Annotated in this window: 19 protein-coding genes; 14 read left to right on the top strand and 5 right to left on the bottom strand. The window is 67.3% G+C overall.

Annotated features, from left to right (window positions below; genetic code table 11):
- Positions 1–18 precede the first annotated feature (18 nt).
- The 12 genes from FAZ98_RS18065 to FAZ98_RS18010 all read left to right on the top strand — a co-directional run bounded on the left by FAZ98_RS18065 (position 19) and on the right by FAZ98_RS18010 (position 13,673).
- The gene (locus FAZ98_RS18065) at positions 19–2,427 is read left to right on the top strand and encodes a FimV/HubP family polar landmark protein (RefSeq protein ID WP_158952668.1); all 2,409 of its coding nucleotides are present in this window, start codon (positions 19–21) and stop codon (positions 2,425–2,427) included.
- 19 nt (positions 2,428–2,446) lie between these two features.
- The gene (gene truA / locus FAZ98_RS18060) at positions 2,447–3,262 is read left to right on the top strand and encodes a tRNA pseudouridine(38-40) synthase TruA (protein ID WP_158952667.1); all 816 of its coding nucleotides are present in this window, start codon (positions 2,447–2,449) and stop codon (positions 3,260–3,262) included.
- Positions 3,263–3,296: 34 nt separating this feature from the next.
- Entirely contained in the window at positions 3,297–3,974 is a 678-nt protein-coding gene (locus tag FAZ98_RS18055) for a phosphoribosylanthranilate isomerase (RefSeq protein WP_158952666.1), read from the top strand.
- Between the two features lie 61 nt (positions 3,975–4,035).
- On the top strand, positions 4,036–5,229 hold the full coding sequence (gene trpB / locus FAZ98_RS18050) for a tryptophan synthase subunit beta (RefSeq protein WP_158952665.1): 1,194 nt from the start codon (positions 4,036–4,038) through the stop codon (positions 5,227–5,229).
- Positions 5,230–5,250: 21 nt separating this feature from the next.
- Positions 5,251–6,165 (top strand): DNA-methyltransferase, encoded by a 915-nt coding sequence (locus FAZ98_RS18045; RefSeq protein ID WP_158952664.1) that lies wholly within the window; start codon positions 5,251–5,253, stop codon positions 6,163–6,165.
- Between the two features lie 59 nt (positions 6,166–6,224).
- Positions 6,225–7,037 (top strand): tryptophan synthase subunit alpha, encoded by an 813-nt coding sequence (trpA, locus tag FAZ98_RS18040; protein WP_158952663.1) that lies wholly within the window; start codon positions 6,225–6,227, stop codon positions 7,035–7,037.
- Between the two features lie 124 nt (positions 7,038–7,161).
- Positions 7,162–8,034, top strand: coding sequence for an acetyl-CoA carboxylase, carboxyltransferase subunit beta (accD, locus tag FAZ98_RS18035; protein ID WP_158952662.1), 873 nt, complete (start codon positions 7,162–7,164; stop codon positions 8,032–8,034).
- Positions 8,035–8,220: 186 nt separating this feature from the next.
- On the top strand, positions 8,221–9,531 hold the full coding sequence (gene folC, locus FAZ98_RS18030; RefSeq protein WP_158952661.1) for a bifunctional tetrahydrofolate synthase/dihydrofolate synthase: 1,311 nt from the start codon (positions 8,221–8,223) through the stop codon (positions 9,529–9,531).
- Positions 9,532–9,592: 61 nt separating this feature from the next.
- Positions 9,593–10,522, top strand: coding sequence for an SPOR domain-containing protein (locus FAZ98_RS18025; protein ID WP_158952660.1), 930 nt, complete (start codon positions 9,593–9,595; stop codon positions 10,520–10,522).
- A gap of 7 nt (positions 10,523–10,529) precedes the next feature.
- On the top strand, positions 10,530–11,024 hold the full coding sequence (locus tag FAZ98_RS18020) for a CvpA family protein (RefSeq protein WP_158952659.1): 495 nt from the start codon (positions 10,530–10,532) through the stop codon (positions 11,022–11,024).
- Positions 11,025–11,130: 106 nt separating this feature from the next.
- Entirely contained in the window at positions 11,131–12,675 is a 1,545-nt protein-coding gene (purF, locus tag FAZ98_RS18015) for an amidophosphoribosyltransferase (RefSeq protein ID WP_158952658.1), read from the top strand.
- A 125-nt stretch (positions 12,676–12,800) separates the two neighbouring features.
- The gene (locus FAZ98_RS18010; protein ID WP_158952657.1) at positions 12,801–13,673 is read left to right on the top strand and encodes an MOSC domain-containing protein; all 873 of its coding nucleotides are present in this window, start codon (positions 12,801–12,803) and stop codon (positions 13,671–13,673) included.
- Positions 13,674–13,700: 27 nt separating this feature from the next.
- Here FAZ98_RS18010 and FAZ98_RS18005 read toward each other — a convergent pair whose 3' ends face one another.
- Positions 13,701–14,510 (bottom strand): AraC family transcriptional regulator, encoded by an 810-nt coding sequence (locus FAZ98_RS18005; RefSeq protein WP_158952656.1) that lies wholly within the window; start codon positions 14,508–14,510, stop codon positions 13,701–13,703.
- 36 nt (positions 14,511–14,546) lie between these two features.
- Entirely contained in the window at positions 14,547–14,888 is a 342-nt protein-coding gene (locus tag FAZ98_RS18000) for an FKBP-type peptidyl-prolyl cis-trans isomerase (RefSeq protein WP_158952655.1), read from the bottom strand.
- Positions 14,889–15,055: 167 nt separating this feature from the next.
- Here FAZ98_RS18000 and FAZ98_RS17995 point away from each other — a divergent pair, with 167 nt between their 5' ends.
- Together FAZ98_RS17995 and FAZ98_RS36170 are read left to right on the top strand one after the other, a co-directional pair.
- Positions 15,056–15,811, top strand: coding sequence for a sensor histidine kinase (locus FAZ98_RS17995; protein ID WP_158952654.1), 756 nt, complete (start codon positions 15,056–15,058; stop codon positions 15,809–15,811).
- 109 nt (positions 15,812–15,920) lie between these two features.
- Positions 15,921–17,369 (top strand): hemolysin family protein, encoded by a 1,449-nt coding sequence (locus FAZ98_RS36170; RefSeq protein WP_158952653.1) that lies wholly within the window; start codon positions 15,921–15,923, stop codon positions 17,367–17,369.
- Positions 17,370–17,401: 32 nt separating this feature from the next.
- On the opposite strand, the gene treY is transcribed toward FAZ98_RS36170, so the two are convergent.
- The 3 genes from treY to treZ are packed head-to-tail and all read right to left on the bottom strand — an operon-like array spanning position 17,402 to position 24,428.
- Positions 17,402–20,254 (bottom strand): malto-oligosyltrehalose synthase, encoded by a 2,853-nt coding sequence (treY, locus tag FAZ98_RS17985; RefSeq protein ID WP_158952652.1) that lies wholly within the window; start codon positions 20,252–20,254, stop codon positions 17,402–17,404.
- Complete coding sequence (gene malQ / locus FAZ98_RS17980; protein ID WP_158952651.1) at positions 20,251–22,500, bottom strand: 4-alpha-glucanotransferase; 2,250 nt, start codon at positions 22,498–22,500, stop codon at positions 20,251–20,253. Before malQ ends, treY begins: the two co-directional genes overlap by 4 nt.
- A complete protein-coding gene (treZ, locus tag FAZ98_RS17975; protein ID WP_158952650.1) occupies positions 22,497–24,428 on the bottom strand; it encodes a malto-oligosyltrehalose trehalohydrolase in 1,932 nt (643 codons plus the stop codon). Before treZ ends, malQ begins: the two co-directional genes overlap by 4 nt.
- Between the last annotated feature and the right edge of the window lie 14 nt (positions 24,429–24,442).

Below are 24,442 nucleotides of genomic sequence, written 5' to 3'. Positions count from 1 at the left end.
ATCGTTCGATTTGATTGTGTGACTTCCGCGCTTCGCGCCCAACGCGCCGAACGCGCGCAACCGGCGGCAACGCTTCGCGCGGTGCGCACCGCCGTGGCGGCGGCGTGTTTTCTGTCCTGCGGCCTCGCCGCCGCGCAAGGCGCGAGTGCGCCGCCCGCGGGCGCTCAGGCTGTGGCGGCCGCCCCGGCGCCGGTGAATATCGTCGGGACCTACACGATTCATCCGGGACAGTCGCTGCACGACGCCGCCGTGGATCTCACGCAATCGCACGACAAGGCGGTGCTCGCGCGCATGGCCTCGGCGCTGTTCGATGCGAATCCTCAGGCGTTCAATCGACATGACCCGAGCTTGCTGCGCGCGAACTCGGTGCTGAACGTGCCTCAGGTGCCGGATCTGTCTAGCGCGGCTTCGGGTGTCACGCCCGCCGCGGCGCCGGCTGCCCCGGCGGCGACCGCTTCCGCGCCCGCGGCCAGCCCGGCTGCTGCGGCGTCGAATGCGGCGGCCCAGGCGGTGTCGGCGGCTTCGTCCGCCACCGCTGCCGCAGCGGCAGGCGCTAGCTCGGCGAACGCCGCCGCGAATGCGGCAACGGCAGCATCCGAGCCGGCCACGGTGGCGAGCGCCCCGGCGGCCGCAGAATCGGCTGCCAGCGCCGCAACGAGCGCGAGCGCGGCGGCCTCGAGCCCGTCGGCGAGCGATTCGCACGTGTACAGCGGCGCGATTCAGGCTTCGGCGCCCGCTACCGCGGTGGCTTCGGGCGCGAGCGCGTCCGGGCCGGTGCATGCGTCGAGCCTCCAGCAATTGCTGGCGTTGAAGAACCGCGTGCTGATGGCGTTGCAGGGCCATGGCGCGGGGCAGGCGGCGCAGTCGTCGGCAGCGGGCGGCGCACCTGCCGCGCAGGCCGGCGCGGCTGCGCAACCGGCCGCCAACGCGAACGGTGCCGCCGTCGACACGCAAGTCTCGCCCACCACATGGGGCATCGTCGTGGCGGTGCTCGTCGCGCTGGTCGCCTTGATCGCCGGGCTGTTCACGCGCAAGCGCCGCAAGCCGCCGGTCGAAACCGCCGTGGACGAAAACACGCCCGCGCCCGCGCCGCACGAGCCGGTGCTGGCCGCCGCCGTGGCCGAGCAGGAGGTCGCGGCGCGCTACGAAGCCGAAGCGCCGCCCGTGGCCGAAGTCACGCCGGACGTACGCGAGCCGGTGGCGCCCGTGGAACCGCTCGCGCCGGAAATTGCGCACGAAGCCGCAAGCGCGCACGTGGCAGCGGTCGAGCACGAAGCGCACGCAGCGCACGTTGAAGAAGCCGCTGCTCCGCATATCGACGAAACACTTGGACACGCTACCGAAGCGGCGAGCCTCGAAGCCGCCGCCGCGCTGGGCGCCGACGCGTTGCCGCTCTCGTACGCCGAACCGCAACATGCGCCGGAAGGCGAGTCCGTCGAACCGGCTGCGCACGCCGATCACGTCGATCACGCCGCGCACGAAGCGCCCGAAGATCGCGCAACGCGCATCGAACCGACGCTAACGGCCGCGCATGACGAGCCGGAAACGCTGCACGACGCCACGGCAACCGCGAGCCTGGCCGCCGCAGCCGAACTCGGCGCGGACGCGCTGCCGCCCGAAAGCATGGCGCACGAAGCCGAATTGCCCAGGCTGGACGCCGAACCGGCGCCGCTCGCGCCCGCCCCGGCAGGCAGCGCGCCTGACCTGGCCCTCGACTTTGGCGACGATCTGGGGCACACTCCGCGCCCCGCATCAGCGCAGCCGAGCGCGCCGCCGTTGCAGCCCGAGCCGGAAGCCCCGCTTCAGCCGCAAGCCGAACCCGAAGTCTTGCCGCAGCACGCCGAGCCCGAAGCGTTGCCGCAGCCGCCTGTTTCGCTGATGGAATCCGCTCACTCCGCAGCGCCAGCAGTCCCGGTAGAAGACATGAATTACCTCGATGTACCGACCGAATTCCCGCGCGATGCCGTCGAAGCGCTCGGCGATATCGGTCTGCCGCTCCCGCCGCGTATCGGCGAACCGATCCTGCCCGTCGGCCCGCTCTCCAGCGAGCCAGTCGCGACGCCGGAAGCGGCCGAGCATCTCGCTTCGCCGTTCCACGTGCCGCCCGCGCCGCTGGTGGGTGAAACGATCGAACACGGTCTGGCCGGCGCGGGTGCGCTGGCGGGCCTTGGCGCACCGCGCTTCGGTGCGCTCACGCTCGACTTCGACCTCGACCTGCCGCCCGATTCGGCCGAGCCGCTGCCGGTGTTCACCCCGGAGCAACTCACGCGAATCGCGCGCAACAAGCTCGATCTCGCGCAGGAGTACATTTCGCTCGGCGACGTATCGGGCGCGCGCTCGCTCATCAACGAAGTGATCGAGTCGAACGACCACGCCACGCGCGCCGACGCGCAGGCGTTGCTCTCGACGCTCGCGCCGCTGTCCTGACGCCGCCGCGGTTCTCTCCATGCGTATCGCGCTAGGCATTCAGTACGACGGCGCCGCCTTTTGCGGCTGGCAATCTCAGCCGCACGGCAAGACGGTGCAGGACGTGCTCGAGCGCGCGTTGCGCGAATTCGCGTGCGTGCCGCTGCAAACGGTCGTGGCGGGGCGCACGGACACGGGCGTGCACGGGCTCGGTCAAGTCGTCCATTTCGACACCGATCTCGACCGCACGCCGTTCTCGTGGGTGCGCGGCACCAATGCGTTCTTGCCCTCGACCGTGTCGGTGCAGTGGGCCAAGCCCATGTCCGAGGCGTTTCACGCGCGCTTCGCGGCGTTCGAGCGCACCTATTACTACGTGCTCTACGTGCACCCGGTGCGCTCACCCATGCTGGCGAACCGCGCAGGCTGGATTCACACGCCGCTCGATGTCGATGCCATGCGCGAGGCGGCGGCGCATTTGATCGGCGAGCACGATTTTTCGGCGTTCCGCTCGTCCGAGTGTCAGTCGAAAACGCCGGTCAAGCATCTGTATCAGATCGATATCCGGCCGCAGGGCGACTTCATCCACTTCCGTTTTCGCGCCAACGCGTTCCTGCATCACATGGTGCGCAACCTCATGGGTTGCCTCGTGGCCGTGGGGCGCGGGCGCTACGCGGCGCCGTGGCTGGCGGAAGTGCTGGCGGGTCGCGACCGTGCCAGAGCCGCGCCGACCTTCATGCCCGACGGCCTCTATCTCGCCCAGGTAGGCTATCCTGACGAGTTCGCGGTGCCCGCGCCGCACACGGCCAGCGTGCCGTGGAGCGAGGTATGGAACGACGCGCCCGGCGGCGCTGCCTGAATCACGCGCGAACTGAATCAAACCGCCCATCATCATGACGCAAGCCGACACTAACGTCCCGCATCGCACCCGTATCAAGCTGTGCGGCCTCTCGACGCCCGAGGCGGTCGCGCAGGCCATCGATCTGGGCGCGGATGCCATCGGCCTCGTGTTTTATCCGCCTAGCGCGCGCTCGGTGAGCGTGGCGCAGGCCGTGGAACTCACGCGCGATATCCCGCCGTTCGTCTCGGTCGTGGGCCTGTTCGTGAACGCCACGGCGCAATGGATGAGCGAAGTCGCCAGCAACGTGTCGCTCACGCTGCTGCAGTTTCATGGCGACGAAACCCCCGAGCAGTGCGAAGCGCTGGCGGCCGTTGCCGGTTTGCCCTGGTTGCGCGCCCTGCGAGTGGCGGCCGATACTCGCCAGGCCGATTTGATAGAATCGGCAAATCGTTATTCATCAGCTTCCGGCCTTCTGTTCGACACGCACGTCGAGGGCTACGGTGGCGGCGGAAAGGTCTTCGATTGGTCACTTATTCCCGCAGGTCTCGCGCGTCGGGCCGTTTTGAGTGGTGGCTTGAACGCGCAAAACGTCGGTGAGGCGGTTCGCCAGGTGCGCCCGTTCGCTGTCGATGTCTCGAGTGGCATCGAAGTGCCGGGCGCCAGGGGCGTGAAGGATCACGCCCGTATGGCGGCGTTCGTACGCGCGGTGCGCGAAGCGGACGCGGGATGATTTTCTGTGCCGGTGCGGCTCGTGCAATGCGAGTTTCAAAGCCGGCTCAAGCGAGTGACTTATGTACAACTTACCCGATGAACGTGGCCACTTCGGCCAATATGGCGGCGTGTTCGCTGCCGAAACCCTCATGCAGGCGATCGACGAACTGCGCGAGGCTTACGCGAAGTTCAAGGACGATCCCGAGTTTGTCGCCGAGTATCAGCGCGAGCTGAAACATTTCGTCGGCCGTCCTTCGCCGGTGTATCACGCGCAGCGCTGGAGCGAATTGCTCGGCGGCGCGCAGATCTACCTCAAGCGCGAGGATCTGAATCACACCGGCGCGCACAAGGTGAACAACGTGATCGGCCAGGCGCTGCTCGCGAAACGCATGGGCAAACCGCGCGTGATCGCCGAGACGGGCGCGGGCCAGCACGGCGTGGCCACGGCCACGATCGCCGCGCGCTTTGGCATGGAATGCGTGGTCTACATGGGCGCCGAAGACGTGCGCCGTCAGGCCGCGAACGTCTACCGCATGAAGCTCCTGGGCGCGACGGTGGTGCCGGTCGAATCCGGTTCGCGCACGCTCAAGGACGCGCTCAACGAAGCCATGCGCGACTGGGTCACCAACGTGGAAAACACGTTCTACATCATCGGCACGGTCGCGGGTCCGCATCCGTATCCGATGATGGTGCGCGACTTCCAGCGCGTGATCGGCGACGAATGCCGCGTGCAGATGCCCGAGATGACGGGGCGCCAGCCCGACGCCGTGATTGCGTGCGTTGGCGGCGGTTCGAATGCGATGGGCATTTTTTATCCGTATATCGACGACACTTCGGTGCAGTTGATCGGCGTGGAACCGGCCGGCGACGGCATGGAAACGGGCCGTCATGCGGCGTCGCTCGCCGCGGGCACGCCGGGCGTTCTGCACGGCAACCGCACCTACCTGCTGCAGGACGAGAACGGCCAGATCATCGAAACGCATTCGGTTTCGGCGGGCCTCGACTATCCGGGCGTCGGTCCGGAGCACGCATGGCTCAAGGACAGCGGTCGCGCGCAATACGTGACCATCGACGACGAGGAAGCGCTCAAGGCGTTCCACGACTGCTGCCGTATCGAGGGCATCATTCCCGCGCTGGAGTCGAGCCACGCGCTCGCGCACGCGGCGAAGCTCGCGCCGTCGCTGCCCAAGGACAAGGTTCTGCTGGTGAACCTGTCGGGCCGTGGCGACAAGGACATGCACACGGTCGCCGAGCGATCGGGCATCCAGTTCTGAGCGCCCGGAGCGACACGAACGATGCGTGACGAGTTCGACGAGCCGCTTGCGCCGGCACCCGTGGGCGACGCGACCGCCGCGGTTGCGGCGGACGCACTGCCCATGGCTTCCCGCGTTCCCGTGGTGCCCGACAGCATCCGGCTCCTGAACCGCGATTTTCTGACCGATGCAGCGAATTTGCCCGACGCCTCGATCGATTTGATCGTCGCCGATCCGCCTTACGGGCTCGGCAAGGACTACGGCAACGACTCCGACATGCGTTCGGGCGAGGACTTTCTCTCCTGGACGTACGAATGGCTCGACCTCGCGATCCCGAAGCTCAAGGCCAGCGGCTCGCTCTACGTGTTCTGCACGTGGCAGTACGCGCCCGAGATCTTCGTCTATCTCAAGTCGAAACTCACGATGATCAACGAGATCGTCTGGGATCGTCGCGTACCCAGTATGGGTGGCACGACGCGCCGTTTTACCTCGGTGCACGACAACATCGGTTTTTTCGCGGTCTCGAAGGATTACTACTTCGATCTCGATCCCGTCCGCATCCCGTACGATGCCGCCACGAAGAAGGCGCGTTCGCGCAAGTTGTTCGAAGGCAGCAAGTGGCTGGAGCTCGGCTACAACCCCAAGGACGTCTGGTCGGTTTCGCGGCTGCACCGGCAGCATGCGGAGCGTGTGGATCATCCCACCCAGAAGCCCCTGGAGATCGTCGAGCGCATGGTGCTCGCGAGCTGCCCGCCCGGCGGCCGCGTGCTGGACCCGTTCATGGGCAGCGGCACCACGGCAGTCGCCTGCGCGCGTCAGAAGCGCGAATTCGTCGGCTATGAAATTAACGAAAGTTACTGCGCGATCGCGCGTGAACGCGTGAGCGCGGCGGCGTTGGCTACGCCAGCGGCCGCCGCGGACGCGAGCGCGACGCCCTCTGTCGCGGCCGGGGCCTGAGGCGCCGCCGCCAGGGCAATACGCACGCGCAGTAGCGACCCAAGTTGAGGACTCAAGCAATGTCCCGTATCAAGACCACGTTCGCGGCACTCGCCGCCGAAGGCAAGAAAGGCCTGATCCCGTTCATGACGGCAGGCGATCCCGATCCCGCGCGCACCGTCGAATTCATGCACGCGCTGGCCGCGGGCGGCGCCGACGTCATCGAACTCGGGGTGCCGTTCTCGGACCCGATGGCGGATGGCCCGGTGATCCAGCAAGCGTCGGAGCGCGCGCTCGCGAAGGGCGTGACGCTCAAGAGCGTGCTCGCCGACGTGAAGCGCTTTCGCGAAACCGACAACAAGACGCCCGTCGTGCTGATGGGCTACGCCAACCCGATCGAACGCATGGGCGCCGACGAATTCGTCGCGGCCGCGCGCGATGCGGGCGTGGACGGCGTGCTGGTGGTCGATTACCCGCCCGAGGAGTCGGAGCATTTCGCCGCGAAAATGCAGGCCGCGAGCATCGATCCCATTTTCCTGCTCGCACCCACGTCGACGGACGAACGGATCGCCGCCGTGGGCCGCGCCGCGAGCGGCTACGTCTATTACGTCTCGCTCAAGGGCGTGACCGGTGCAGCGAATCTCGACGTTGCGAGCATCGCGGGTAAAATCCCGGCCATCAAGGAGCATGTCTCGCTGCCCGTGGGCGTCGGCTTTGGCATTCGCGACGCGCAAACCGCCGCGGCGGTCGCGCAGGTGTCGGACGCGGTGGTGATCGGCAGCCGCATCGTGCAGCTGCTCGAACAGACTCCGCCCGACACGGCAGCGGACGCGCTCATGCAATTCATTGCCGGCATTCGGACAGCGCTCGACGAAAATTCAGGCGCAATTTAAGACTGCTGTAAAATCCACTTTTCGCCATGCGCGGTCGGGGTCGGAACCCGGTCAGTTTGACTGATCGGGGCGATGGATCGATTCGCCGCGCCCGCGCATCACGAAGGTCAAGGAAGGAACATCAATGAGCTGGCTCGATAAACTGCTGCCGCCCAAGATCAAGCAAACCGATCCGAAAAGCCGCAAGAGCATTCCGGAAGGGTTGTGGATCAAGTGCCCGTCATGCGAAGCGGTGCTGTACCGCAACGACGTCGAGGCGAATCTCCACGTCTGTCCGAAGTGCGATCACCACATGCGCATTGGCGCGCGTGAACGCCTCGACGGTCTGCTCGACCCGGAAGGCCGCTATGAAATCGGCCAGGAAATCATTCCTGTCGACGCGCTGAAGTTCAAGGACAGCCGCAAGTATCCGGACCGCCTGAAAGAGGCCATGGATGAAACCGGCGAAACCGACGCCATGGTGGTGATGGGCGGCGCGATCCGCACGTTGCCGGTCGTCGTCGCCAATTTCGAGTTCTCGTTCATGGGCGGCTCGATGGGCTCGGTGGTCGGCGAGCGTTTCGCACGCGGCGCGCAAACCGCGCTCGAGCAGCAAGTGCCGTTCATCTGCTTCACCGCTTCGGGCGGCGCGCGCATGCAGGAAAGCCTGCTGTCGCTCATGCAGATGGCCAAGACCACGGCCATGCTCACGAAGCTCTCGGAAGCCAAACTGCCGTTCATCTCCGTGCTGACCGACCCCACCATGGGCGGTGTGTCGGCGAGCTTCGCGTTCCTCGGCGACGTGGTGATCGCCGAACCGAAGGCGCTGATCGGCTTTGCCGGCCCGCGCGTGATCGAGCAAACCGTGCGTGAAAAGCTGCCGGAAGGCTTCCAGCGCGCCGAATTCCTGCTGCAAAAGGGCGCGATCGACATGATCGTCGACCGCCGCAAGCTGCGCGACGAGATCGCGCAACTGCTCGCGCTGCTCCAGCGCCAGCCCGCCGACGCGGTGGCGTAACGCCGTTTCAGGCGACGATGGCGGCGCATTCCGCCGCCGCGCGTCATCCGCAAAACAACGCGCCGCAAGCGAGAGCAAGCGGCGCGTTGTCATTTCCGCGATAATGCCGTTCTTTCGCGACCGATCATTCGCGTGAACCCTCCGCTGATGGCGGACGTCATACGCGCAGCACCTACGATTTATCCCATGAGCACCTTTCCCTCCCTCGACGCGTGGCTCACGCATCTCGAAACTGCGCATCCGGTCGGCATCGACATGGGGCTCGATCGCATCCGTCAGGTGAAGGACGCGCTCCAGCTCGAATTCGCGTGCCCGATCTTCACGGTTGGCGGCACCAACGGGAAAGGCTCGACCTGCGCGATTCTCGAAACGATTCTGCTGAAGGCCGGTTATCACGTGGGCTGTCACACGTCGCCGCACTTGCTCGCGTTCAACGAGCGCGCGCGCATCGACGGCGTGCAGGCCAGCGACGCCGAGCTGCTGCCGCATTTCGAAGCCGTGGAAGCCGCGCGTCTTTCGCTCGACAAGCCGGTTTCGCTCACGTACTTCGAGTTCACGACGCTCGCGATCATGCATCTGTTCGCCTCGCGCGGGCTCGACGCGGTGATCTTCGAAGTGGGTCTGGGCGGGCGCCTGGATGCCGTGAACGTGCTCGATACCGACTGCGCGATCATCACCAGCATCGACCTCGATCACACCGAATATCTCGGCGATACGCGCGAGAAGATCGGTTTCGAGAAGGCCGGTATTTTCCGCGCGGGCAAGCCCGCGATTTGCGCCGATCCGATGGCGCCGCAGTCGCTGATCGACCATGCGGAGGCGATCGGCGCCGAACTGTGGCTGTTCGGCCGCGATTTCCGCTACGAAGGCCAGCCGGGCAGCGAGCGCCAGCAATGGAGCTACGTGGGCCCGACCATGCGGCGCTCGGCGCTCGCCTATCCGGCGCTGCGCGGCGCGAATCAGCTCATCAACACCACGGCGGCGCTGGCGGGTCTCGAAGCGGTGCGCGACCGCCTGCCGGTCTCGGCGCAGGACATTCGCCTCGGTCTGGCCAATGTCGAACTGCCGGGCCGGTTCCAGGTGCTGCCGGGCAAGCCGGCGATCATTTTCGACGTGGGCCACAACCCGCACGCGGCCGCCGTGCTCGCGCAGAATCTCGGCAGCATGGGCTATTTCCCGTACACCTACGCGGTGTTCGGCGCGATGCGCGACAAGGACATCGCGGGCGTGATCGAGCATCTGAAGGGCGAGGTCGATCACTGGTGCGTGACCGACCTGCCGCTGCCGCGTGCGGCAACGGCACAACAGCTGGAAGCGCTGTTGCACGACGCGGGCGTCAACGACGGCGCGGACAGCAGCGTGACGCGTTACGAAAGTCCGTCGGATGCATTTCAAGATGCGCTAAAACGTGCAACTGAAAATGATAGAATTATTGTTTTCGGTAGTTTCCTGACGGTTGCCGGGGTCATGGCCTGGCGCAAATCGCAGCAGCACTGACCGCCCGGCACCGCACGCCGCCCACGCAAGACAGGCCAGGTAGGCCAACAGCAAGCCATACATGGGACTTTTCTCGTTCGGCAGCAAGAAAGACGACGACGCGCCCCGCCGGCGCGGTGAAGAAACCGGCTCCAGCCGGCGTCGCAGCCAGAGCACGCGGGTGGAGCGGCGCAGCCGCCGACCGGACCGCTCCGGCGACGCCGAAGCCATGCTGCTCGATCCCACGCTTCCTGAAAAACAGCGTGCCCGCCGCCGCCTCGTGGGCGCCATCGCGCTCGTGCTCGCCGCCATCGTGATTTTGCCGATGGTGCTCGACTCGCACCCGAAGCCGGTCACCGACGACATCGCCATCGACATTCCGAGCCGCCCGGCCGATAAATCCTCCGCGCGCCAGCACGACGCCGAAGACACGCAAGCGGGCGTCGCGCCGGATAACCCGGCCGCCGCTGAATCGACCGGCGCCTCGGGCCTTGCAGCGGCGTCCTCGTCGCAGGCGACGCAAACCGCCGACACGAAAAAGCCCGCGGCCGCCGCGCAAAAGCCGGCACAGAACGCCGCCACGGGCACCACGCCGGGCACCGCATCGCAACAAGCCGCGCAGGCGCACGCCAGCAAGCCCGCCGCCGCCTCGGCCGCGACGAGCACGGCCTCGCGCAGCAAGCCGGTGGACACGACGCAAGCGAACAACGACAGCGCCACATCGTCCAGCACGAATGCGAGCACGGACGCCGGCACGCCGTCCACGCCGCCGGGCGCGCGTTTCGCCGTGCAACTGGGCGCGTTTTCGAACGGCAACACCGCGCGTAATTGGGTCACGAAGTTGAAAGCGGCGGGCGTGCCCGCATATGTCGAGGAACGCAAGGAAGCCGACGGCACCACGCGCACGCTGCTGCGCGCCGGGCCGTTCCCGGACCGCGCTTCGGCCACGGCGGCCATCGCGAAGGTGCGCGGCGCCGGCCTGATGGCAGGCTCGAACAGCAACGCGGAATAAGCCGCGCATGTTCACGGCATTCGACTACGCTGTAATGGCGGTGATCGGCCTGTCGGCGCTGCGCGGCGCGTGGCGGGGCTTCATCGGCGAGATTTTTGGTTTGATCGGCTGGATCGCGGCATTGCTCGTGGCCTGCCGCTACGTGGACCGTGTGGTGCCCTTCATTCCGGCAACCTGGCCGGGCGGGGCGCTCACGCAATGGCTGATCGCGTTCGCGCTGATCGTCATTGGCGTGGTGCTCGTAGCCGGCGTGGGCAATGCGCTGCTCGGCCGTCTGGTGCAGGTGAGCGGGCTGTCCGGCGTGGACCGTTCGCTCGGGATGATGTTCGGCCTCGTGCGAGGCGTCGTGCTGGTGTTGATCCTCGTCGTCCTTGCCGGGCTGACCGAGCTGCCCCAGCAGGACTTCTGGCGCAAGGCGCTGCTGCGGCCGTATGCCGAGCAGGGCGTGCACGAACTGAAACCTCTGTTGCCCGAGACGCTCGCGGCCTACGTTCACGTCTGATCAGAAACTGATCGGCGCGATACGAGGCGAGGCGTGATCCCGCAACGCTGCCCTTTTGCGGCGCTCGACCGGCCGCGACCGATTTCGCTTTTTTGAAGGACCTGCCATGTGCGGCATCGTAGGCGTAGTTTCCCGCTCTCCCGTCAACCAGCTCCTCTATGACGCGCTGCTGCTGCTCCAGCATCGCGGTCAGGACGCGGCCGGCATTGCCACCGCGGACGGCAGCACGTTCCACATGCACAAGGCCAACGGCATGGTGCGAGACGTGTTCCGCACGCGCAACATGCGTAGCCTGCCCGGCACCTGCGGCATCGGCCAGGTGCGTTACCCGACGGCCGGCTCGGCGTCGAGCGAAGAAGAAGCCCAGCCGTTCTACGTGAACGCGCCGTTCGGCCTGATCCTCGCTCACAACGGCAATCTCACGAACTGGCAACAGCTCAAGGAAGAGATGTTCCGTGTGGATCGCCGCCACATCAACACGAAGTCCGACACGGAAGTGCTGCTCAACGTGCTTGCGCACGAACTCCAGCTTGCCAGCTCGGGCCTCGAACTCGACCCCGCCGCGTTGTTCAAGGCGGTCTCCGGTGTGCATCGCCGCGTGCGCGGCTCGTACGCGATCGTCTCGCTGATCGCCGGTTACGGTCTGCTCGCGTTCCGCGACCCGTTCGGTATTCGTCCGCTGTGTATCGGCAAGGTCGAAACGCCGGAAGGCACGGAATGGATGGTGGCGTCGGAATCGGTGGCGCTCGAAGGCATCGGTTTCGAATTCGTGCGCGACGTGGAACCGGGCGAAGCGGTGTTCATCGACTTCGACGGCAACTTCTACTCGCAGCAGTGCGCCGTGAAGCCGAGCCTCAACCCCTGCATCTTCGAACTCGTGTATCTCGCGCGTCCGGACTCGGTGCTCGACGGCGTGCCCGTGTACAACGTGCGCCTGCGCATGGGCGACTATCTCGCCGAGAAGATCCGCCGCGAGCTGCCCGACGTGAAGATCGACGTGGTCATGCCGATTCCCGACTCGTCGCGTCCCGCCGCCATGCAAGTGGCGAAGAAGCTGGGCGTGGAGTATCGCGAAGGCTTCTTCAAGAACCGCTACGTGGGCCGCACCTTCATCATGCCGGGCCAGGCCATGCGCAAGAAGTCGGTGCGCCAGAAGCTCAACGCCATGGGCGTGGAGTTCAAGGGCAAGAACGTGCTGATCATCGACGATTCGATCGTGCGCGGCACCACCTCGCAGGAAATCGTGCAGATGGCGCGCGACGCCGGCGCGACCAAGGTGATCTTCGCTTCGGCGGCGCCGCCGGTGAAATTCCCGAACGTCTACGGCATCGACATGCCCACGCGTGGCGAACTCGTGGCGCACGGCCGCACGGACGAAGAAGTGGCGCGCATCATCGGCGCCGACTACCTCGTGTATCAGGACGTGGAAGCGCTCAAGCAGGCGGTGCGCGACATCAACCCCGAACTGCGCGAGTTCGAGGCATCGTGCTTCGACGGCGACTACATCACCGGCGACATCACGAGCACGTATCTCGACAGCATCGAAACCGCGCGTCTCGCCCCGCAGTCGCAGTCGGACCGCGACGCCGCGAGCGACGCGATCGACGGCGGTTCGCGCTCGCAGCTGCATCTGCAACTGTCGGTCGAGTAACGCAACCCGCCACGCGGCCCGATCGTGCCGCGTGATCGCAAGCCCGCTTCTGCCGCTTCGTGTTGGCACAAGCGGGCTTTTTTACGAACCTCGTTTCGACGATTCCACTTTCCGACGCACTCGCCATGAGCACCGTTCGCGCGCTGTATGTGTATCCCGTGAAATCCTGCGCGGCGATCGCCCTCGATCGCGCCCAACTCGACGTGCAGGGCCTGCAATGGGACCGTCATTGGATGGTCGTGGACGCGACGGGCCGTTTCGTCTCGCAGCGCGAGCACGCGGCCATGGCGCGCATCGTGCCCGCGTTCGTTGAAAACGGCGTGCGTTTGTCGATGGCGGGCATGCGCGCGATGCTGCTGCTGCCGTTCGCGCCGCGCGGCAACGAGGCGCGCGCGCAGGCGACGGTCTGGAAGGACACGTTCGAGGCGCTCGACGAAGGCGACGAGGCCGCACAATGGTTCAGCGCGGCGCTGGGCGTGCCGGTGCGCCTCGTGCGTTTCGCCGCCGACGTCACGCGCCTCGCGAGCAAGAAGTGGACGCACGACGAAGACGCGCCCACGCAGTTCGCGGACGGTTACCCGATTCTCGTGACGAGCGAGTCCTCGCTGGCGGACCTCAACGCGCGCCTCGCGGCGAAGGGCGCGCAGCCCGTGCCGATGTCGCGGTTTCGCCCGAACATCGTGGTCGACGACGTGAACGACGCGTTCGACGAAGACTTCGTCGACACGCTCGCGATCGAAACCGCGCCCGGCGCGCAGGAGATCGTGCTGCGCTTCGTGAAGCCGTGCGCGCGCTGCCCGATCACGACAATCGACCAGCAATCGGGCGAACGCGACGCGCAGTGGCCCACGGAACCGCTCGACACGCTCGCCGTGTTTCGCGCCGATGCCCGCGTGGACGGCGGCCTCACCTTCGGCCAGAACGCGATCGTGGTGACGGGCGCGGGCGAGCGCGTCGCGGTGGGCGCGCGGGCCGAGTGGGAATACCGGTTCGAATGAGCAGCGGCGTGCCGCGCGGCGCAACGCCTAGTGCGGCAGCGCGCGCCATTGCCCGGGCGCGAGACCGAAGCGGCGCGTGAATGCGTGCGTGAACGCGCTCTGGTCGCCGAAACCCACTTCGAGCGCGATCTCGCTGAGCGAGGCGCGCGGGTCGGCGAGCAGCGTGAGCGCGGTGTCGAGGCGCAGACGTTGCAGGTAGCGATGCGGCGTTTCGCCGAACGCGTCGATAAACAGCTGATGGAAGCGGCGCATGCCGAAGCCGCAATGCGCGGCAAGATCGGCAATACGCAGCGGCTCGGCGAGATGCGCGCGCAGCCAGCGGTCGATGCGCGCGAAGTCGAGCCCTGCGGCGGCTTCGAACGCGGCGCCCGCCGCAATGCCGGTTTGCGCGAGCAACGCGGCGCACAGGCGCGCGGAGGCGTCCCAGTGGAAGCGGCGCTGGCGCACGTCGAGTAAGTCGGGGTGGCCCGGCGACGGCCCGGCCGTGGCGGCGCGCTGTGCGATCTGGCGCACGAGCTGCGCGAGCGCGGGATCGACCCGCACGGCGCGCGCACTGTCGAACAGCCGTTCGGGCACGGCCAGCGCGGCGGAGGGCAGATCGAGCACGAGCTGGCGGTTATCGCCGATACCCATGTAGTCGTGGCGCGCGCCCGCCGGAATGAGCCACGCCGAACAACAGTCGATGCGCTCGCCCTGGCCGTCCACGGTCATCTCCATCTCGCCGTCGAGACCGAGCACGATCTGATGAAAATCGTGCAGATCGGTCTCCTCGATTGCGCCGTAGCGGCGCAGTTCGACGCCGGGCGCGAGGACGGGAGCGGGATGGTGCGGATTCACGAGAGCGAGCGTTTTCTACAACGCGGGCGTGAACGTTTAGACGTCGAGCAGTTCGACTTCGAACACGAGCGTGGCGTTCGGCGGAATCACGCCGCCCGCGCCGCGCACGCCGTAGCCGAGTTGCGGCGGGATCGTGAGCTTGCGCACGCCGCCGACCTTCATGCCTTGCACGCCTTCGTCCCAGCCCTTGATGACCATGCCGCCGCCCAGCACAAAGGCGAACGGGTCGTTGCGGTCCTTGCTCGAATCGAACTTCTGGCCGTCCGTCAGCCAGCCGGTGTAGTGCACGCTGACGGTCTGGCCGGCCTTGGCTTCGGCGCCGCTGCCTTCGGTCAGGTCTTCGTACTTGAGGCCGGAATCGGTGGTCACGATGGACATAGGAAAACTCCTGAAACGGATGGGATGAATCCGCTATTGTAGGCGGTTTGCAGGCCGCGAGCCGCCTCTGGCGTGCGGTCTCGCCGGCCGGGTATGCCGGTTGCTTCCTTGCGCTGCCTATAATGGGGGGCTGTTTCGCCCGCCCTGGGCGAAAACCGAGGAATTCGATGGCGTCGACTTCGCAAACTATCAACGAACGCACGGCGCGCCTGTGCGCCGAAACCGCGCTGTTCATGCGCGACCATGTGCTGTCGCGCGTCTCGCACGATCTGCGTAGTCCGCTCAATGCGATCCATAGCTGGGCTTACGTGCTCGAGCGCAAGATCGACAATGCCGATACGGCCGCGCAGCGCGCGCTCGGCGGCATTCGCACGGGCGTGGAGCAGCAGGTGCATCTGCTGGAATCGCTCGTCGATAAAACGCGCGCCGAAACGCGCAAGCTGCGTATCGACCGCGCGCCGGTCGCGCTCGGCGAACTGATCGCGCAAACGGTCGACGACGCGCGCGCCGCGCTTGCCGACGCGCGCGGCGTGAGCTTCGCCGTGCAGGACGGCACGGGCGCCGCGGCCCTCGACGCCGACCGCGAACGCCTCGCGCAGGCGCTCTGGCTGATGCTCGTGTTCGCCGCCGAAACCAGCGTGCAGGGCGCGAGCGTGGCGGTTACGGCCAACGCCACGCCCACGGGCGCGCAGTTCGAAGTCAAATGGCGCGCCACCCCGCAAGCGCTCACCGACGAAGCGCTGGAACACGTGCTCGAACCCTTCGCGCGCGTGCAGGCGGGCGAGCCGCAGGAAATCGGCCGTCATGCGTGGGTGCTGGCGCTCTGCCAGCGCGTGGCCGAAGCGCACGGCGGCCGCTTCGAGGCGCCCATCGCGCCCGAAGGCGAGGAAGCCACGATGCTGCTGGGCGTGGTCGCCGCATAACGCTCGCGCAGGCACGCACGACCGTGACATCACGCGTCGTGCGCCTGTAAAACTTTCACGCACCTTGCACCCTTTATACTGAGCGCTTCGTCTTTCGGAGCCACCTGTCTTGATCCAGCTGCTCGCCCTCGTCGGGGCGCTTTTGCTCGTTGCCCTCAACGGTTTCTTCGTCGCGGCCGAATTCGGTCTCGTCAAGCTGCGCGCCACGCGCGTGCAGGCGCTCGCCGCGGAGCACGGCCTGCGCGGCAAAATTCTCGCAAAGGTTCACGGCCAGCTCGACGCGTATCTTTCCGCGTGTCAGCTCGGCATCACGCTCGCTTCGCTCGGTCTCGGCTGGATCGGCGAGCCGGCGTTCGCGGAATTGCTCGCGCCGCTCTTCAAGGTGATCGGCGTGACGTCGCCGGAAGTCGTGCACGGCATTTCGCTCGTGTTCGCGTTCACGGTCATTTCATTCCTGCACATCGTGGTGGGCGAACTCGCGCCCAAGTCGATGGCGATCCGCCAGGCCGAAAAAGTCTCGCTGTGGACCGCGCTGCCGCTCTACGGCTTCTATTGGGCGATGTACCCGGCGATCTGGGCGCTCAATTCCAGCGCGAATGCGGTGCTGCGCGTGGCGGGTTTGTCGTCGGAACACGGCCACGACTCGCATTACTCCACCGACGAACTCAAGCTCATCCTGCGCAGCCGCCGCGCCGCCGCCGAAGCGGAAACGGAAGCGCACCAGCATGCCGAATCCGCGGCAAACGGGCGGGCCAGAAATGGTGCGAAAAGCGGCGCGAAGAACGGCGCAAAAAGCACGGAGATCGCGCGCCTGCCCGCGCCCGCCGCGAACGCCTATAGCGCCGACGAATGGAACACGCTCGCGCATTCGCTCGACTTCTCGCGCCTCACGGTGTCCGACCTCATGCGTCCCGCGCACGAGATGGTGGGCTTGCGCCGCGACCTGCCGTTGCGCGAGAACATGCAGATCGTCGCGCGCCATCGTTTTAGCCGCTATCCGCTGTTCGAAGACGGTTCGGGCGAACGCGTCGTTGGCCTGATTCATCTGAAGGATCTGCTGCTCGCGCGCGAGGCGGGCAATGCGCTCGACGACCTGACGAAATTCGTGCGGCCGGTGCAATACGTGAAGCCCGAAACGCCGGCGCTCGCGCTGTTCCGGCGCTTTCGCAAGGGCGCGCCGCACTTCGCGCTGGTTGGTCACAAGCACGCGCGGCCCAGCGGCTTTCTCACGCTCGACAATCTGCTGGGCGCGCTCGTCGGGCAGATTCACGACGAATTCCATCAAGCCGATACCGACTGGACCCGCATGGACGACGGCACGCTGATGGGGCGCGGCAGCCTGCCCGTGGTCTCGCTGGAGCAGGCGCTCGGTATCGACATCGACGAAGGCCGCGCGGAGTCCGTGGGCGGGCTCGTGATTCACGCGCTCAACGATCTGCCCACCGAGGGGCAGCGCGTGGAGTTCGAGCGCTTCGATATTGTCGTGAAGAAGATGAAGGGGCCGCGCATCGTGCTCGTGCGCATCTATCCGAAGGACCTCGACGACGAGGGCGGCTGAGCGAGTCAGGCGCCGCCCGTCGTCGGCCATGTTCAGGCGCGCGGTTCCGTCGACAACACCGCCACGGGCAGCGCCTTCAGCACGTCGCGCAGCGCGAGCGCGTTGCCCGGCGTGTGATGCGCGGCGTCGCTGAGCCAGTCGTGCAGACTCGCCTGCGCCAGCGCCTTCGGCAATTCCACGTTCGTATCTTCCCAACGCTCCGGCGCGACGAGCGGCAGGTCGCCGTCGAGCAGCCCGGCGGCGTGACGCGTGCCGATCACGACCGCCCACGCATTGCCGTGATGTCGCGCGAACGCGATCACGTGTTCGGCCAGCGCGCCGCGCACGGTCAGCGGCAGATATTCGCCTTCGCGCAGTAACTCGGGCGCTTGCTTGCGCAGTTCGAGCAGGCGATGCACCGTGGCCAGCTTCACGTGCGCGTCGCGCCAGTTGGCGAGCTTCGTCGCGGGCGCGGCCCGGTCGAGCGCCTGTGCACGCGCGGCGTAATCCACCGGCCGGCGGTTGTCCGGATCGACGAGGCTGAAGTCCCATAACTCGGTGCCCTGATACAGATCGGGCACGCCCGGCGAAGCAAGCCGCAGCACGGTTTGCAACAGCGTATTCACGACGCCCGCCGGCGCGACGCGCGCGACGAAATCCGCGAGCGCCTGCAGGAAGCCGTCGCGGCGTTGCGGCGAGAGAATGTCGAACAAGAATGCCTGGCAGTCCGACTCATAGGCTTCGTCGGGTGTGAGCCAGTTGGTGCGCAATTTCGCTTCGCGCAGTGCTTTGAGCTGCCATTGCGCCACGCGTTCGGCGAGTTCGCGCACGCCCGCTTCGTCACCGGGATCGAGTTCGGGCGGCCACACGCCCACGAGCGTCTGATACAGCATGGCTTCCGCGCCGGGGCCGGGCGCCCAGCCGGTGGTCGAGGTGATGTCGCCGCGCCGCTGCGGCTGGTTCAATGTGGACCATGCGCGCAGCGTGCTGCTCCAGTCGACGGCGATCTCGCTGAGCACGGCGAGCCGCGCGCGCACGTCCTCGCCGCGCTTGTGATCGTGCGTGGCCGTGGCGAGCAGGCCATACGGATGTCGTTGCCTACGCAACTTATTGGCTGCATGAAACTGTTCGACGCTGCGCGAGAAGTCGTCGGGATCGGCGCCCACTTCGTTACGCGAGATCAGGCGGCCGTAGCGGTAGCACGCCGTATCTTCGGTGGCTTTCGCGGCGAGCGGCGCGGTGAGTTGCGAGAACAGCGCGAGCGCCGTGCGCTGCGCGATGAGCGCGTGACTGAGCGGCGCGTTCGCGTGGCTGCCCGCATTCGCATGGGCGTTGCGCGCAGACTTGCCGCCGCCGCCGTGGTTCGCGGGCGGCGCGTTGGCCGCGTCGGGCGAGCGGCCGCCGAGCCACGCGTTCACGAGTTCGAGCGCCGTGAGGCTCGCGCGCGGCAACGCCTTGCGCGCGCCTTCGAGCGCGGCGTCGAACCACGGTTTGTCGTGCGTCGTGCGCATGCCCGCGACCGGATAGATGCGATAGATCGGGAAATGCGTGGCGAGACTCGCGACCGCGCGATGCACGCTCGCGTACGTCGTGTCGCGCGTGGCGGGCTGCTCGCGCGCGATGCGATGCAGCGCGCGCGTCACGTGATCGAGTTCGGCGGCGAGGTAGTAGGACAGCATCTCGCCGCGTGCTTCGAGCGCGTAGGCGCCAAACGGACGATCGTCGCCGGCGATCGCGCTCCACGCTTCGGCGAGCGGCGCCGCGCCGCGCGCGTCGTGCAGCAGCGCGCCCACGTCGTTCATGAAGTCGTAGCCGGTCGTGCCTTGCACGGCCCAGTCGTCGCGCAGCGCCTCGGTGGGCGCGAGAATCTTTTCGACGACGATATACGGCGGTGTCGCGCGCAGTGACGTGAGCCGCTGGCGCAGGCGCTCGCAATACTCGCGCGGGTCGGCGAGACCGTCGATATGGTCGATACGTAAGCCGTCGATCACGCCATCGGCATAGAGCCGGAAAATCAGCTTGTGCACGGCCTCGAACACGTCGTGGCGCTCGACGCGCACGCCCGCGAGCGAGGTGACGTCGAAGAAGCGCCGCCAGTTGATTTCGTCGGTGGCGGTGCGCCACCACGCGAGCCGGAAATGCTGGCGTTCGAGCAGGCGATGCAGACGGTCGCGCGGCACCGGGTCGGCGCTCGAATAGGCCTCGAGCACGAAGTCGAGCGGGTCGGTGCCCACGCGTTCGATGAACGCGCGCAACGCGTCGCGGCCGGCGGCGGCGCGCGCCTGGTCTTCCGGCTGCGTCGTCAAACCCTGGAACGCGCTGGCGAGCGTGTCGAGATCGGCGCGATTCGCCGATTGCAGCAGCGCCGCGTAATCGGTCGGGCAAATCGGGCACACATGCGGACCGTACTGCGCGTAAAAGCGCGCGGCCTCGGGATCGAATTTCAGCTCGATGCGGCCCGCCGCGAGTTCCTCGCCGTACGGGCCGCCCAGGAACGGCATCAGCACCTTGCCGCGCAGCGCGGGATCGGGCGAATGCCAGTCCACGTCGAAGTGGCGCGCGAACGCGCTATGGCGTCCCCATTCGAGAATGTCGAGCCACCACGCGTTGTGCGAGCCGCCCACGCCCATGTGGTTCGGCACGAAGTCGGCGACGATACCCATGCCGCGTTCGTGCACCTTCGCGGCGAGTCGGCGCAGCGCGCCTTCGCCGCCCAGCTCGGCGCTCACGGTGCCGTAGTCGACCGTGTCGTAGCCGTGCATGGAGCCGGGTTGCGCCGTCGTGACGGGCGAGAGATAGAGATGGCTTACGCCGAGCGCGGCGAAGTAATCGAGTTGCGCGAGCGCGTCGTCGAACGTGAAGCCGTGATGGAGCTGCAAGCGCAGCGTCGCGCGTGGGTAGGTCATGGCGTCGGCTTCGTCTCGGGTGGAGTGGGCGCGGGTTGCGCTTCGTTGGAAGATGGTTCGGATGACGAATCGTTATCCGGGGTCGCGCGCGCCTGCGTGCGCGCCGCGGCTTCCCGGGCGCGCGCGACGGTGTCGATGCGCGCCATGAACGCGGGATCGGCGAACATCGTTTCGACCGTGAGCGGCAGGCGGCGGCGCCAGTTCGGGTGTTCGTCGATGGAGCCGGGCAGGTTCGGTTGATCGGCGAGTGCGAGCAGGTCTTCGAGCGGGCAGGTCACAAGCGGACTCGTGGTGGCCGCCACGTAGCCGAGCGCGGCGTTCACGGGCGGATCGTCGGGAGAAGGCGGCTCGGTGTCGCGGGGCGCGAAGTTCGCCTGTTGCAGCGCCTGCCAGAGCGCGCCGCGATCGGTGGCGCGCTGTGCCTGTTCGAGCGCTACGGGATCCTGACCATCGGCGCGTGGCAGCATTTGCCCGATGCGGTGCCGCCATTCGATGTCGGTGCCGCGCCACCAGCCCGCCACGGTGGGCAGATCGTGCGTGGTTGTCGTGGCCACGCCGTGCGGGTCCCAGCGCGAGGGCGCGAGAAAGCCCTTGCCGTCGTGCTCGAACCACAGCACGCGTATGCCGTAGAGGCCGTGTGCGGCGAGCCGCTCGCGCAAGCCGGGCGGCACGGTGCCGAGATCTTCGCCGATCACGATCGCGCGATGCCGCCACGACTCCAGCGCGATCAGCCGCACGAGGTCGTCGAACGGATAGCGCAGATACGCGCCGTGCTTCGCGCTTTCGCCTTCGGGCACGAGCCACAAGCGCCGCAAGCCGAGAATATGGTCGATGCGCACGCCGCCCGCGTGCGCGAACGCGGCGCGCAGCATGTCGATGAACGCGCGAAAGCCCGTGTTGTGCATCGCGCGCGGCGAGAAGGTCGTGAGGCCCCAGCTCTGGCCGGCCTGATTGAAGATGTCGGGCGGCGCGCCCACGGACACACGTTGCAGCATGTCCTGCGGCAACGACCACGCATGCGAGCCCGCGCCGTCGCAACCCACGGCGAGGTCGGCAACGAGCCCGACCGTCATGCCCGCGTCGCGCGCGCAGCGCTGTGCGTTGTCCAGCCCCTCGGCCGCGAGCCATTGCAGGAAGCAGTGAAAGTCGACTTCCTTGCGACGCTCCTGCGCGAACGTCGCGACGGCCGCTCCACGCGGATCGCGCAACGCTTCCGGCCAGTCGCGCCAGTGACGCGGGCCGCTGCCGTCGCCGATCATCGCTTCCTGCAGGGCTTCGAAGCGCGCGTGGTCTTCGAGCGCCTCGCCACCTTTTGCGCAAAACGCCTGAAATGCCGAGGCGCGCGGCGAACCGCTCGCGCGTTCTTCGCGCTCGAAGCGATCGAACAATGCGCGCAGCACCTTGAGCTTGAGCGGCAGCGCGCGCTGCCAGTCGATCAGCGGTTCGGCTTCGAGTTCGCGCCACGCGTCGCCCACCTGCGCGGCCACGCTCGCGTCGTGCGCGGCTTGCGCGCCGAACACGGCAGCGGGGTCGATATGCGCAACGTTGAGCCACAAACGCGACGAAGGCGAGTACGGGCTGAAATGGCCCGGCTCCGCGCTGAACATCGCGTGCGTGGGGCTCACGGCGAGCGCCTGCGCGCCGTGCCGCGCGCTTTGTTCCGCAAGCGAGGCCAACGCCGTGTAATCGCCGATACCGCCGTCGCCCTTTCTTCGCAGTCCGTACAACTGCGCGGCAAGGCCCCAGAGCGGCGGCACCGTGCTCGTGTCGCCGTGGCGTGCGCGCCAGGCGTCGGCGACCGTGTGGCAATGCGGCGGCGCGACGGCGATCGTGAGCGTGTGGTCGTTGACCGTGAGCGTGTGATAGCCGGGCTCGCTCAGCGGCGCGAGCAGCGCGGGCTCGCCGCGCGGCATCGTGAAGCGGCCTTCGATATGCTCGCCGCTTTCGAGGTCGATGCGGTAGTGACTGCCCGCGCGTACCGCCGAGGCAGGCAACTCGATCGCGCTTTCGAACTCGGCGGTGATGAGCGGCGGCAGGCGCCGCCCCGACTGCTCCGCGTTCAACGCCGAGGTGCTCTGGCGCAACTGCGTGGCGTTCGCGCACGGCAGCCCCATGCATTCGAGCAGCGTGGCGAGCGTGTCGTCGGAGACGCGCTGCACGTTGCCGAGCGCGTCGGTCCATTCCACTTCGAAGCCCGCGCGCGAGGCGAGGGCGGCGAGCGTTTCACTGCGGCGCGCCGTGCTCATGCGTGCGGCTCCTCGCGGTGCGCGATGCGCGCGTCGTGTTCGCTCGAATACTCGCGCACGTCGCCGGTCAGCCACGCGATGCACGCGCTTTCCGGCAGCGTGCCCGCGTCGGCGCGATCGCGCGCGCGGCCGGGCGTTTCGAAGATCACCATGCCCTCGGGCTGCGTGTCGAGCGGCACGTCGTGGTGACCGAGATTGAGCGCGATCGTGAGGATCGCGCCGTCGCCGAGACGCCAGCGCGCCACCAGCGCGGCCTGCGCGTTGGCGGTGTCGTCGGCGAGCACGGTGGCGCCCAGCGCCTTCGCGTGGTGCAGGCGCGGCATCAGCAAATGCGCGCGCACGCAAAGCGCCGATTTGTAGAAGTGCATCCACTCGCGCCGTTCGCCTTCCACGGGCGCCTCGGCGGGCGGCGGCGACGAATTCACGAACGTTTGCTGCGCGTTGGGGTCGGGAATGCGCGCGCGCGTTTCGGCGTCGTTGAAGGCGCTGAAATGCGCGAATTCACGGCGACGGCCTTCGCGCACCGCATCGGCGAGATCGCCTGTATAGGCCGTGAAGAACTGGAACGGTTGCGTCGAACCGTATTCCTCGTCCATGAACAGCAGCGGAATTTGCGGCGAGAGCAGCAGCATCGCGGTGGCCGCGCGCAGCGCGTCGTCGTCGGCCAGCGCGCGCAAGCGGTCGCCGAACGCGCGATTGCCGATCTGGTCGTGATTCTGCAAGAACGACACGAACGCCGTGGGCGGCAAGTGGCCGCTCGGCTCGCCGCGCGGCTTGCCGTCGTGCACGGGCGACGGATCGCCCTGATACACGAAACCCTCGCCGAGCGCGCGCGCGAGTTTGCGGATAGGCGATTCGGTGAAGCCGCGGTAGTAGCCTTCGGATTCGCCCGTGAGCATCACGTGGAAGCAGTGATGCACGTCGTCGTTCCACTGCGCGTTGAAATGCGTTTCGAGCAGATTGGCTTCGTTGTGCTCGTTCTCGAGCACGAGATGCACGTGGCGTCCGGGTTCGACGCGCGCCTTCACGTGGTCGGCGAGTTCGCGCAGCCAACCGGGATTGTTGATGGCGTGCACGGCGTCGAGGCGCAGGCCGTCGAAGCGATATTCGTTGAGCCAGTAGAGCGCGTTGTCGCTGAAGTAGTCGCGCACTTCCAGGCGCTCGAAGTCGAGCGCGTCGCCCCACGGCGTCTTGATGTCGGCGCGAAAGAACGGCTTGGCGTACTGGCCGAGCCAGTTGCCGTCGGGGCCGAAGTGGTTGTAGACCACGTCGAGGAACATTTGCAGGCCGAGCCCGTGCGCGGTATCTACGAGTTCCTTCAGTTCGTCGGGCGTGCCGTAGGCCGCGTGCGGCGCGTAGGGCAGCACGCCGTCGTAGCCCCAGCCGCGCTCGCCCGGAAAGCTGCTGAGCGGCATGAGTTCGATGGCCGTCACGCCGAGTTCCTTGAGCGCGGGCAGGCGCGCCATCACGCCGCGATAGCCGCCCATCGCGCCCACGTGCAACTCGTAGATCACCGTTTCTTCCCACGGCCGGCCCTGCCATTGCGCGTGCCGCCACGCGTACGCGCGCGGGTCGAGCACTTCGCTCGGGCCATGCACGCCTTGCGGCTGGAACCGCGAAGCGGGGTCGGGCACGCGCGTGCCGTTGCCGATGTCATAGCGATACAGCGTGCCGGGCCCGCACGGCGCCTGCGCCTCGAACCAGCCATTGCCGGTGGGCGTCATGGTGAGGGGCGGCGTGGCTTGCGCATCGCCTTCGAACACGACCTGCACCGTCTCGCACGACGGCGCCCAGAAGCGAAAGCGCGTGCTCGGCTGCCCTTGCGACGCGCCTTGTACCTGCGCGCCGAACGGCAGGCAGAACGCGAAATGGCGATCGCGCGGTCGATCATGCGGACGAACCTGCGTTTGCTGCGAAAGCGGGGACATGTTGGCTTCCTGTG

Origin of the sequence: Paraburkholderia acidisoli (assembly GCF_009789675.1) — a bacterium.
In the GTDB taxonomy this organism is placed as follows: Bacteria; Pseudomonadota; Gammaproteobacteria; order Burkholderiales; family Burkholderiaceae; genus Paraburkholderia; species Paraburkholderia acidisoli.
The sequence above is the reverse complement of the archived record's forward strand: the minus strand, read 5'-3'. Positions and strand labels throughout refer to the sequence as shown.

Bases quoted from the DNA above. Each gene is read 5' to 3' on its own strand.
- truA (WP_158952667.1), top strand. From the start codon at position 2,447: ATGCGTATCGCGCTAGGCATTCAGTACGACGGCGCCGCCTTTTGCGGC.
- FAZ98_RS18055 (WP_158952666.1), top strand. From the start codon at position 3,297: ATGACGCAAGCCGACACTAACGTCCCGCATCGCACCCGTATCAAGCTG.
- trpB (WP_158952665.1), top strand. From the start codon at position 4,036: ATGTACAACTTACCCGATGAACGTGGCCACTTCGGCCAATATGGCGGC.
- FAZ98_RS18045 (WP_158952664.1), top strand. From the start codon at position 5,251: ATGCGTGACGAGTTCGACGAGCCGCTTGCGCCGGCACCCGTGGGCGAC.
- trpA (WP_158952663.1), top strand. From the start codon at position 6,225: ATGTCCCGTATCAAGACCACGTTCGCGGCACTCGCCGCCGAAGGCAAG.
- accD (WP_158952662.1), top strand. From the start codon at position 7,162: ATGAGCTGGCTCGATAAACTGCTGCCGCCCAAGATCAAGCAAACCGAT.
- folC (WP_158952661.1), top strand. From the start codon at position 8,221: ATGAGCACCTTTCCCTCCCTCGACGCGTGGCTCACGCATCTCGAAACT.
- FAZ98_RS18025 (WP_158952660.1), top strand. From the start codon at position 9,593: ATGGGACTTTTCTCGTTCGGCAGCAAGAAAGACGACGACGCGCCCCGC.
- FAZ98_RS18020 (WP_158952659.1), top strand. From the start codon at position 10,530: ATGTTCACGGCATTCGACTACGCTGTAATGGCGGTGATCGGCCTGTCG.
- purF (WP_158952658.1), top strand. From the start codon at position 11,131: ATGTGCGGCATCGTAGGCGTAGTTTCCCGCTCTCCCGTCAACCAGCTC.
- FAZ98_RS18010 (WP_158952657.1), top strand. From the start codon at position 12,801: ATGAGCACCGTTCGCGCGCTGTATGTGTATCCCGTGAAATCCTGCGCG.
- FAZ98_RS18000 (WP_158952655.1), bottom strand. From the start codon at position 14,888: ATGTCCATCGTGACCACCGATTCCGGCCTCAAGTACGAAGACCTGACC.
- FAZ98_RS17995 (WP_158952654.1), top strand. From the start codon at position 15,056: ATGGCGTCGACTTCGCAAACTATCAACGAACGCACGGCGCGCCTGTGC.
- treY (WP_158952652.1), bottom strand. From the start codon at position 20,254: ATGACCTACCCACGCGCGACGCTGCGCTTGCAGCTCCATCACGGCTTC.
- malQ (WP_158952651.1), bottom strand. From the start codon at position 22,500: ATGAGCACGGCGCGCCGCAGTGAAACGCTCGCCGCCCTCGCCTCGCGC.
- treZ (WP_158952650.1), bottom strand. From the start codon at position 24,428: ATGTCCCCGCTTTCGCAGCAAACGCAGGTTCGTCCGCATGATCGACCG.